10 protein-coding genes are annotated in these 9,098 nt (G+C 70.7%); 7 read left to right on the top strand and 3 right to left on the bottom strand.

Going from position 1 to position 9,098, the window contains the following annotated elements; translation table 11 throughout:
* Positions 1 to 21 precede the first annotated feature (21 nt).
* The gene (locus ACFO8M_RS03605) at positions 22 to 744 is read left to right on the top strand and encodes an SDR family NAD(P)-dependent oxidoreductase (protein ID WP_387970591.1); all 723 of its coding nucleotides are present in this window, start codon (positions 22 to 24) and stop codon (positions 742 to 744) included.
* A 91-nt stretch (positions 745 to 835) separates the two neighbouring features.
* Positions 836 to 1,429 carry a 3'-5' exonuclease gene (locus tag ACFO8M_RS03600; protein ID WP_387970588.1) on the top strand — a complete coding sequence of 198 codons (594 nt, stop codon included), beginning with the start codon at positions 836 to 838 and terminating at the stop codon, positions 1,427 to 1,429.
* Positions 1,430 to 1,593: 164 nt separating this feature from the next.
* Here the strand turns inward: ACFO8M_RS03600 and ACFO8M_RS03595 are convergent, their stop codons facing one another.
* The 3 genes from ACFO8M_RS03595 to ACFO8M_RS03585 all read right to left on the bottom strand — a co-directional run bounded on the left by ACFO8M_RS03595 (position 1,594) and on the right by ACFO8M_RS03585 (position 6,038).
* Positions 1,594 to 4,041, bottom strand: coding sequence for an ATP-binding protein (locus ACFO8M_RS03595; RefSeq protein ID WP_387970585.1), 2,448 nt, complete (start codon positions 4,039 to 4,041; stop codon positions 1,594 to 1,596).
* A 137-nt stretch (positions 4,042 to 4,178) separates the two neighbouring features.
* Positions 4,179 to 5,123, bottom strand: coding sequence for an aldo/keto reductase (locus ACFO8M_RS03590; RefSeq protein ID WP_387970582.1), 945 nt, complete (start codon positions 5,121 to 5,123; stop codon positions 4,179 to 4,181).
* A gap of 141 nt (positions 5,124 to 5,264) precedes the next feature.
* Positions 5,265 to 6,038, bottom strand: coding sequence for an SDR family oxidoreductase (locus ACFO8M_RS03585; RefSeq protein WP_387970579.1), 774 nt, complete (start codon positions 6,036 to 6,038; stop codon positions 5,265 to 5,267).
* Between the two features lie 168 nt (positions 6,039 to 6,206).
* Between ACFO8M_RS03585 and ACFO8M_RS03580 the strand changes: the two genes are divergently transcribed.
* From ACFO8M_RS03580 to ACFO8M_RS03560, 5 genes are all read left to right on the top strand, one after another.
* Positions 6,207 to 7,058, top strand: a complete 852-nt coding sequence (locus ACFO8M_RS03580; RefSeq protein ID WP_387970576.1) for a helix-turn-helix transcriptional regulator — start codon at positions 6,207 to 6,209, stop codon at positions 7,056 to 7,058.
* Between the two features lie 90 nt (positions 7,059 to 7,148).
* The gene (locus ACFO8M_RS03575) at positions 7,149 to 7,610 is read left to right on the top strand and encodes an SRPBCC domain-containing protein (protein WP_387970573.1); all 462 of its coding nucleotides are present in this window, start codon (positions 7,149 to 7,151) and stop codon (positions 7,608 to 7,610) included.
* Positions 7,607 to 7,960 (top strand): ArsR/SmtB family transcription factor, encoded by a 354-nt coding sequence (locus ACFO8M_RS03570; protein WP_387970570.1) that lies wholly within the window; start codon positions 7,607 to 7,609, stop codon positions 7,958 to 7,960. Before ACFO8M_RS03575 ends, ACFO8M_RS03570 begins: the two co-directional genes overlap by 4 nt.
* 14 nt (positions 7,961 to 7,974) lie before the next feature.
* Positions 7,975 to 8,421 carry an SRPBCC family protein gene (locus ACFO8M_RS03565; protein ID WP_387970567.1) on the top strand — a complete coding sequence of 149 codons (447 nt, stop codon included), beginning with the start codon at positions 7,975 to 7,977 and terminating at the stop codon, positions 8,419 to 8,421.
* Between the two features lie 124 nt (positions 8,422 to 8,545).
* Complete coding sequence (locus ACFO8M_RS03560) at positions 8,546 to 9,091, top strand: hypothetical protein (protein ID WP_387970565.1); 546 nt, start codon at positions 8,546 to 8,548, stop codon at positions 9,089 to 9,091.
* Positions 9,092 to 9,098: the final 7 nt, after the last annotated feature.

Raw genomic sequence — 9,098 nt, 5'->3', positions numbered from 1 at the left:
ACGTTCGTGAAGGGAATCGCCATGTCCACCACCAAGACCGCCGTCGTCCTCGGGGCCGGCCCCGGCCTCGGCATGTCCATCGCGCACCGCTTCGGCCGCGAGGGCTACCGAGTCGCCCTGGTCTCCCGCAGCGACACACGCCACGGCGCCTACCTCACCTCCCTCGCCGAGGCCGGGATCGAAGCGGCGGCCTTCACCGCCGACCTGAGCGACAAGGAACGGCTCGACACCGTCCTCGACGAGATCCTCGCCCGCTTCGGCACCATCGACCTGGCGTACTACGGACCGGCCGCGATGGACGGCCCCATGCCCGGGCTCATCGCCGAGGCCGGCTCAGCGGACGTGCGCGCGGCGATGGAGCTCGTGTACCCGGCAGTCGACGCGGTCGGGAAAGTCCTGCCGGGCATGATCGAGCGCGGCTCCGGCGGCTTCCTGTTCGCCGGAGGGCTCAGCTCCGTCGTGCCCATGCCCACGCTCGGCGCCCTCGCGGTCATGACAGCCGCCCTGCGGAACTACGCCATCACCCTCAACGCGGGCCTTTCCACCACCGGCGTCTACGCCGGGGCCCTCACCATCGGCGGCCTCATCGAACGCGGCGACATCCACAAGGCCATGAGTTCCGACCCGAACATGTTCGGGGACACGAAGATCGCCACGCTCGACCCGGACGGCATCGCCGATACCGCCTGGGACCTGTTCAGCAAGCGCGACCGCGCCGAAGCGGTCTTCAACGCCCTGGGCTGACGGCCCGGCCGGCGCCGCCGCCGAACCGAAGACCGGCATCGCGCGGCGGCCCTGCTAACCTTCGGGCTTCCTCGGACGCGAAGGGCGGCACATGGACTCCTGGGTGGCGATCGACTTCGAGACCGCCAACGGCAGTAGGGCGAGTGCCTGCTCGGTGGCGATGGCCCGGGTCAAGGGCGGCGAAGTCGTCGACCGGTTCGCGAGCCTCATCCGGCCGCCGGCCGGGCACGACCGGTTCGAATACCGCAACACCCAGATCCACGGCATCCAATCATCCGATGTGGTCGGTGCACCGGGGTGGCGCCAGGTGTGGGGACGGCTGAGCGAGTTCGCGGGCGATGACCCGCTGGTGGCGCACAACGCGTCGTTCGACACTTCGGTCATCAGGGCCGCCAACACGGCGACCGGGCTGCCGTGGCCCGCGATGCGGTACGCCTGCACCATGGTCATCGCGAAGCAGACCTGGCCGATGCCCTCGTACCGGCTGCCCGACGTCGCGGCGGCCGCGGGCGTGGACCTCACCCGCCACCACGAGGCCGCCTCGGACACGCTCGCCGCGGCGGGCATCCTCGTCGCCCAGCAGCGCGCGCACGGCGTCGACTCGATCGAAGGGCTCTTGAAGTCGGCCCGGGTCACCTGGGGCCGGATCTACGATGGCGGCTACGACACCTGCCGCCGCAAGTAACACCGCGCCATGCGCCGTCGGCGTCGGCGTCGGCGTCGGCGTCGGACGACAACACCCCACCGCGGACGACGGTTCGCTCAGAGCTCGCTCGGCGATACGCCGGGCGGGTGCTTCCGTGCGGTGAGGGCTGGGTCGCGGGCGTCAAGTCCTGTGGTGTCCCTGTCTCACCGCTCGCGGAGTTCACCCAGCCGCGCGGCGACCAGCGCCGTCTCGGGGACGCCGCAGGCCTCGTATCGCTCAGCGGCGCTTTGCAAGTGCCGACGCTCGGCGGCACCGTCGCCTTGGTGGCGGTGCGCTTCGGCGAGGCCGTGGTGCGACCGCGCGAGCTCGTAGGCGTCCTCATGGGACTCGGCGATCACCGCGGCCCGCTCGTGCTGGCCGATCGCCTCGTCGATCCGGTCCAAGTCGGTGAACGCGCGGCCGAGATCGTTGCGGGCCGACCGCTCCAGCGACGGGTCGGCAAGTCGCACCGCGTACTCGACGGCCCGGCCGAGTTCGGCGGCGGCGTCGTCCGCCCGGCCCGCGCGCAGCAGGTCCACGCCCAGTTCGATGAGCGTCGCGGTCACGTCGGCCGTGACGCCTTCCCCGCGGTAGGCCCGGAGGCAGTCGGCGTGCATGGTCACGGCTTCGGTCGGGTCGCCGAGCTCGCGGACGAGGACCCCGCGGAAGACCTCGATGCGGATGCGGTTGTGCTCGTCGCCGGAGTCCAGCCGCCGTTCGGCCGCCGCCAGGCGGTGTTCGGCCTCCGCGAAGCGTCCGAGCCGCAGCAGCGGAACGACCATGTTCGTCCGGATGAGCGCCGCCGCCGCGGCGTCCGCGGCCTCCTCCGCCTGGGCCAGCGCCGCCTCGTGCACCTCGATCGAATCGGCGAACCGGCCGGCCCGGCGGTACAGGATGCCGATGTTGGCCAACGTAAGCGCCGCGTCGCCGAACTCGCCGAAGCCGCGTTTGAGCGCGACGGACCGGTCGAGGCAGTCGATCGCCTCCCGGTGCCGACCGACCGCCAGCAGTTGGCGCCCGGCGTCCCCGAGGGTGAAGGCCTCTTTGCGGACGTCGCCGGTGCGGCGGGCGATGTCGAGCGCGATCCGGTTGACGTGGGCGTGGGGGCCGGTGTCGGGGTCGTGGACGAAGAACGCGTTGAAGGCGGTGGCGAGGTGCCAGGCCTGTTCGGTCCGGTCGGCGTGCGCCGCAGCGACTACGGCGGCCTCCAGATTGGCGCGTTCGGTCTGGAACCACGCCAGTGCGCCGGGCTGGTCCGTGAAACCGGGGAGTCCGGCGTCGTGTGCGGCGGCGCCTTCGGTGAACCGGCGCTTGTTCGGGTGGAGGCGGGCCGCGGCTTGGTAGGCGAAGTGCAGGTAGACGCCGAGCAGCCGGTGGAGGGCCGCGTCGAGTTCGGCCTTGGTCTCTTCCAGCCCCGCGAGTCGGGCCGCGAAGAGCCGCACCAGGTCGTGCAGCCGGTATCGCCCCGGGGAGCGCGTCTCGGCGAGGTGGACGTCGACGAGGGACTCCAGCATGGCGGTCGCCCGCTCCTCGTTCTCGTCGCACAGTGCGGCTGCGGCGCAGGCGTTCACGTCGTCGCCGGGGACGAGTCCGAGCCGCCGCAGGAGGCGCCGGTGGGTGGTGTCGAGTTCGAGGTAGGAGGCGCGCAGTGCCGCGGCGACGCCTCGGTGGCCCATGTCGAGTTCGTCGAGGAGGCGGTCCTCGTCGGCGAGGCGGTTCAGCAGGTCCTGTGCCCGCCACAGTGGACGGCTGCGGAGGCGGGCCGCCGCCAGGCCCATCGCGAGCGGGAGGCAGCCGCAGCGTTCGGCGATCGCGGCGGCTTCTTCGGCGGTGATCCGGCCGGCGAGGGCGGCGCCGATCATCGCCACGGCTTCGCGCATCGGCGGTGGTTCCAGCGGCACGGAGTGCGCGCCCGCCAGCGGGTCGAGGCCGCGGCGGCTCGTGGCCAGGATGAGGCTGCCCGACGTTCCCGGGAGCAGCGCCTCGACCTGCTCGGCGTCGGCGGCGTTGTCGAGCACCAGGAGCACGCGGCGGTCGGCGAGGACGCTGCGGTAGCGGGCGGTGAGTTCGTCGATGTCGGTGGGCAGTGCCCGTTCGGCGACGTCGAGGCCTCGCAGGACGCGCGTCAGCACCGATCGCAGGTCCGGGCGGGGGCCGTCGGGGTGGCTGAACCCGTGGAGGTCGACGAACAGCTGCCCGTCCGGGAAGCGGGGGGCGAGGGCATGGGCGGCACGGACCGCCAGGGAGGTCTTCCCGACGCCGGCCATGCCGTGCACGGCGATGACGGCGGTGCCTTCGTCGACCGCGGCGACGATCGCGTCCAGGTGGTGCTCGCGGCCGGCGAACGCGGCGAGCGTCCTCGGCAGTTCGCGGGGCACCGCCGTGAGCGCGTCCTCGGCGCTGGTCAGCAGTGTCCACTCGTTCTCGGACAAGCCGAGTGCGTCGGCGAGCAGGCGCACGGTCTTCGGTTGCGGCCGTACCCTTCCCGATTCGATGTCGCGGATGGTGCGCGCCCCGACACCGGACTTGAAGGCGAGTTCTTCCTGGGTCATCATCGCCCGCTGCCGGAGCGACCGGAGACTGCTGCGGGCGTCGGACGGTGGGTCGGGCATGCCGCCATGATAGGTCGGCTGAGCGAACAGGACGGTATGCCGCGGCGGAGGGGGCGCCCGCTCCTACGGCCTCGGGCCCGATTGCCCACGGGGATGCGAACGGGGCGACCAGGTCTGGTCGCCCCGTTCGCTTGCCGTCAGGCGCCGATGACGTCCGAGAGCGCGGTGAGTTCGTCGGCCTCGTCCCGGGTGAGCTCCAGTTCGGCCGAGGCCAGGAGCGGGCCGAGCTGGTCGGCGGTGCGGGCGCCGGCGATCGGCGCGGTGATGCCGGGCCGGGTGCGCGCCCACGCCAGCGCGACCGAGGCGATCGCGACGCCGCGGGCCTGGGCGATCTGGTCGAGTTTCTCGATGATCGCGAGCCCGGAGGGGTTGAGGTGCTTGGCGGCCGAGCCGCCGCGGACGCTGTGCTGCAGGTCGGCCTCGGTGCGGTACTTGCCGGTGAGGAAGCCGGAGGCGAGCGCGTGGTACGGGAGGCCGCTGAGGTCTTCGGCCACGGCGATGTCGCGCAGTCCCGGTTCGAAGGTGCTGCGGCTGACGAGGCTGTACTTCGGTTGGAGGGCTACCGGTCGGGCGTACCCGTGGCGTTCGGTGATGTCGAGCCATTCGCGGAGCCGCTCGGGGCTGTAGTTGGAGACGGCGATGTGGCGGATCTTGCCTTCGGTGACGAGGTCGTTGAAGGCGCCGACGGTCTCCTCGAGCGGGGTGTCGGGGTCGTCGAAGTGGGCGTAGTAGACGTCGATGGCTTCGGCGCCGAGGCGTTTGAGGGAGGCTTCGGCGGCGGCGCGGACGTTCGGTCCGGCGAGGCCTTTGAACTCGGGGTGCTGGGAGACCTTGGTGGCGACCAGGACGTTCTTGTCGCGGTTCTTGGCGAGCCAGGTGCCGATCACGGTCTCGGATTCGCCGCCGGAGTTGCCGGGGGCCCAGGCCGAGTAGGAGTCGGCGGTGTCGATGAGGTTGCCGCCGGCGGCGGTGAAGGCGTCGAGCACCGCGTGCGCTTCGGCCTCCTCGGTGTTCCACCCGAAGGTGTTGGTGCCGAGGACGAGCGGGTGGATCTCGATGTCGGTCCTGCCGAGCTTGGCCATGTCGAACCTCCGTGGTGTCGGTGCTTGCCGGGACGCGTGGCGTCCTTGCCGTTCTGTTCCGACGGCAATCCTGCCACGCGTCCCGTGCGCGCAGCGCCCGTTTATGAACGATCGTCTTCAAATCGATCGCGGGCGCGGCCCTCAGACCTGGGCGGTCGGCATGATGGTGATCTCGGAGAGGTTGACGCGGGAGGGCTGCTGCGCCAGGTAGGCCACGGCTTCGGCGACGTCGGCGGACTCGAGCACCTCGTAGGCGGCGCGTTGCGCGTCGATCCAGGCGCGGGCGGCGTCGTCGGTGACGTGGTCGGCCAGTTCGGTGGTGACGATGCCCGGCTGGATCGAGGAGACGCGCACGTTCTGGGGGCCGAGCTCGGCCCGGAGGTTGCGGGTGGCGTGTGAGACGAACGCCTTCGAGCCGGTGTACACCGCGAAGTTCGCGAAGACGCCGACCGCCGCGATCGAGGAGGTGTTGACGAGGTCGGCGACGCCCTTGTCCGCGGCGGCCTTGAGCAGTTGCGGGGTGAACGCCCCGATGGCGTTCATCAGGCCGGTGATGTTCAGGTCGATCTGGCGCTGCCACAGGTCGGGGCGCGGTTCGTTGACGGGCGAGGGCAGCATGACCCCGGCGTTGTTGAACAGGAGGTCGACGGTGCCGAGTTCGGCGGCGATGCGCGCGGCGGCGGCGCCGAGGGCTTCGGCGTCGGTGACGTCGGTCGGGACGGCGAGCGCGGTGCCGCCGCGCTGCTCGATGCGTTCGGCGAGGGCGTGGAGGCGGTCGGCGCGGCGGGCGATGAGGGCGACCTTCGCGCCGCGTTCGGCGAGCAGTTCGGCGGTGGCCTCGCCGATGCCGCTGGAGGCGCCGGTGATGACGGCGACGCGGTTCGCGAGCGGCAGGGCGGTGTTCACAGTGGACATTGTGTTCCTTCGGTGTGCTCGGCGTTCAGGGCGGTTGCTCCGTCCTGCAATCGAGTACAGCACTGTTCGGGGCGTGAAACCGGGCCTAAGAACGCCCCCTCGTGACTGGCCCCGCCAGTACCACCTTCGGCTCGGCGGGGCCGTCGCGGCTGGGGCACCATTGACGGCATGGACCAGCGCGCTGAGATCTCGGACTTCCTCCGCAGCAGGCGGGCCCGCGTGCGCCCGCAGGACGCGGGCCTGCCCGACGACGGCCGCGTGCGCCGCGTGCCGGGGCTGCGGCGCGACGAGGTGGCGCGGCTGGCGAACATGAGCGTGGAGTACTACACGCGCCTGGAGCAGGGCCGGGCCGGCAATCCTTCGGCGGAGGTGCTTGAGTCCCTTGCGGAAGCGCTGCGGCTCGATCGGTCGGAGCGCGATCACCTGGTCGACCTGGCGGGACGCCGCGAACCGCGGCGGCGCGGGCCGATCGCGGCGCAGCGGGTGCGGCCGGGACTGCTCTTGACGCTCCAGAGCCTGGAGAACGTGCCGGCGTTCATTCTCGGCAGGCGCATGGACGTGCTCGCCCAGAACCGCTTGGCGAAGGCGGTGATGGTCGATTTCGAGGCGATGCCCGCGAAGCTGCGGAACGTGGCCCGCTGGAGCCTGCTCGATCCGGAGGCGAGGGAGCGGTTGATCGACTGGGAGGCCATGGCCCGCGACAATGTGGCGGCGCTGCGCTACGAGGCCGGGAAGCACCCGGAGGACCGCCAGCTCGCGGACCTGGTGGGCGAGCTGATGATCGGCTGCCCGGAGTTCAGCGGGTGGTGGAACGACCACGAGGTGCTGCGGCGGACGCACGGGATCAAGCGGTACCGGCATCCGGTGGTCGGCGATCTGGAGTTCGCGTACGAGGCGCTCGCGCTGCCGGACGACCCGGACCAGACGATGTGCGTCTACAACGTCGAGCCCGCCTCCAAGAGCGCCGAGGCCCTGCGCCTGCTCGACAGCTGGACGGCCCCGGCCGCGCAGCGTTCCTGAGCATCCCCACCTTTTAGCAACCAAAGGTTGCACATCCCCGCGGATTGCGGTAGCGTGATGTGCAACCAAACGTTGCGAAAGGTGGCAGTCATGGAACTCGGATCGATCGAGCGGGAGATCCGCATCGAGGCCTCGCCTGAGGTCGTCTTCGACGTGGTGAGCAGCCCCGAGCACCTGAAGGAGTGGTGGCCCGACGAAGCCGAGTTCTCGCCCGTGCCGGGCGAGAACGGGCGGATCGGCTTCGGGAACCCGGCCGACGGCCTCGACTGGCAGCAGTTCACCGTGGTCGACGCGATGCCGCCGCGGCGCTTCTCCTTCCGGTGGACCCACGAGGAGGGCACGACCGCGGCGCGAGGCAACTCGTACCTGGTCGTCTTCGAACTCGAGCCCACCGACACCGGGACCCTGCTTCGGATGACCGAGACCGGTTTCCGCGAACGCGGCTGGGCCGAGTCCAAGGTCGCGGCCGAGCACGCCGACCACGTCACCGGCTGGGATCACTTCCTGCCGCGCCTGGCGCCGTACGCGGAGAAGGTCGGAGCGGGCCGATGAGCACCGCGGTCGACGACGACCTCTGGTCCGCCGTCGGCGACCCGACCCGGCGCCGCATGCTCGACCTGCTGCTCAGCGAGGGCAGCGGGACGGCCACCAGCCTGAGCGAACGGCTGCCGGTGACCCGCCAGGCCGTCGCCAAGCACCTCGCCGTCCTCGACCGGGTCGGCCTGGTGCACGCCGCGACCGCCGGCCGCGAGAAGCACTTCCGCGTCGACGAGGCCCAGCTGGCGCGCGCCGTCGCCCAGCTGAACGAGGTCGGCACCAATTGGGACTCCCGGCTCCAGCGCATCAAGCGCCTCGCCGAGACCATCGAACGCCAGAAGCAGGCAACCGAGAACGAGGAATAGAAGGGAACACCGCGATGGTGGACATCCTGCACCGCATCGGCGCCGAGCACACGACGCCCGAGCAGGCATACGAATCACTGGCCACACTGGAGGGACTCTCCGGATGGTGGACCGAGAACACGACCGGCACGACGGACGTGGGCGGCCGGATCGCCTTCAAGTTCGAGAACGGCGAGTTCGAGATGGAAGTCCTCGAACTCGAACCGGGCGAGCGCGTCCTCTGGGAGGTCGTCGGCGGCGACGTGCCCGAGTGGATCGGCACCAAGATCCACTGGGACCTGCGCCGCGAAGGCGACTACACGGTCGTCCTGTTCAAGCACGAAGGGTGGCGTGAACCGATCGAGTTCATGCACCACTGCAGCACCAAATGGGGGTCGTTCCTGATGAGCCTCAAGCAGCAGTTGGAGACCGGCACGGGCGCGCCGTGGCCGCGCGACGTGCACACCGACAACTGGGGCTGAGCCGCAAAGGAATCTGAGGAGGGCCGGGGCGGCGCCCCGGCCCTGCACCATCGCCGCTACTCGCCGGTAACTAAGTGCGAGTGGTGGATGACGGGTTTGCCCTCACTGGATATGATTCGCGACCATGACGACCATCTTCGAGGTATTGACCTGGGGCCGTGAGGGAACCAAAGTCGACGGCCAACTCACCAGTCGCCTCGGCTACGGCGTCGAATTCCCCCGCGGGGCGGAGTTCGGGCTGCAGCTGCTCATGGACGCCTGGTTCCAGGGCTTCGGCACGATGGCGATGGGCCAGGACACCGCCAAGGAGTTCGAAGAGTGCTTCGAACTGTTCCTAGGCAAGCAGGTCTGGACCGACGCCGAAGGCTACCTCCTTGACGAGGCCACGAAGGAACTCGTGCAGCCCAAGGTCAAAGCGGCCGAACACTACGCCGACCGGCTCGACGGGTCGAGCGGCCGCTCCGGCGGCTACGACTACCTCGTCCTCAAACCGCGCGGCGACGAGTTCCTGCGCCGCGCCACCGCGATCATCGCGTCCTTCACGATCGAATCCGACCCCGGCAGCGAGAAGGCCCGCTTCACCATCGAGGCCGCCGACCCCAGATACGTGGCCCACATGGAGAAGCACCTCTACTTCCAGACCGCCTTCACCGGCCGCCTCCCCGCCTAGGGCAGGC

The sequence above is a fragment of the Glycomyces rhizosphaerae genome (assembly GCF_042647865.1).
Taxonomy (GTDB): domain Bacteria; phylum Actinomycetota; class Actinomycetes; order Mycobacteriales; family Micromonosporaceae; genus Glycomyces; species Glycomyces rhizosphaerae.
Note: the sequence above shows the minus strand (reverse complement) of the source record. Positions and strands in the feature narration are given on the sequence as shown.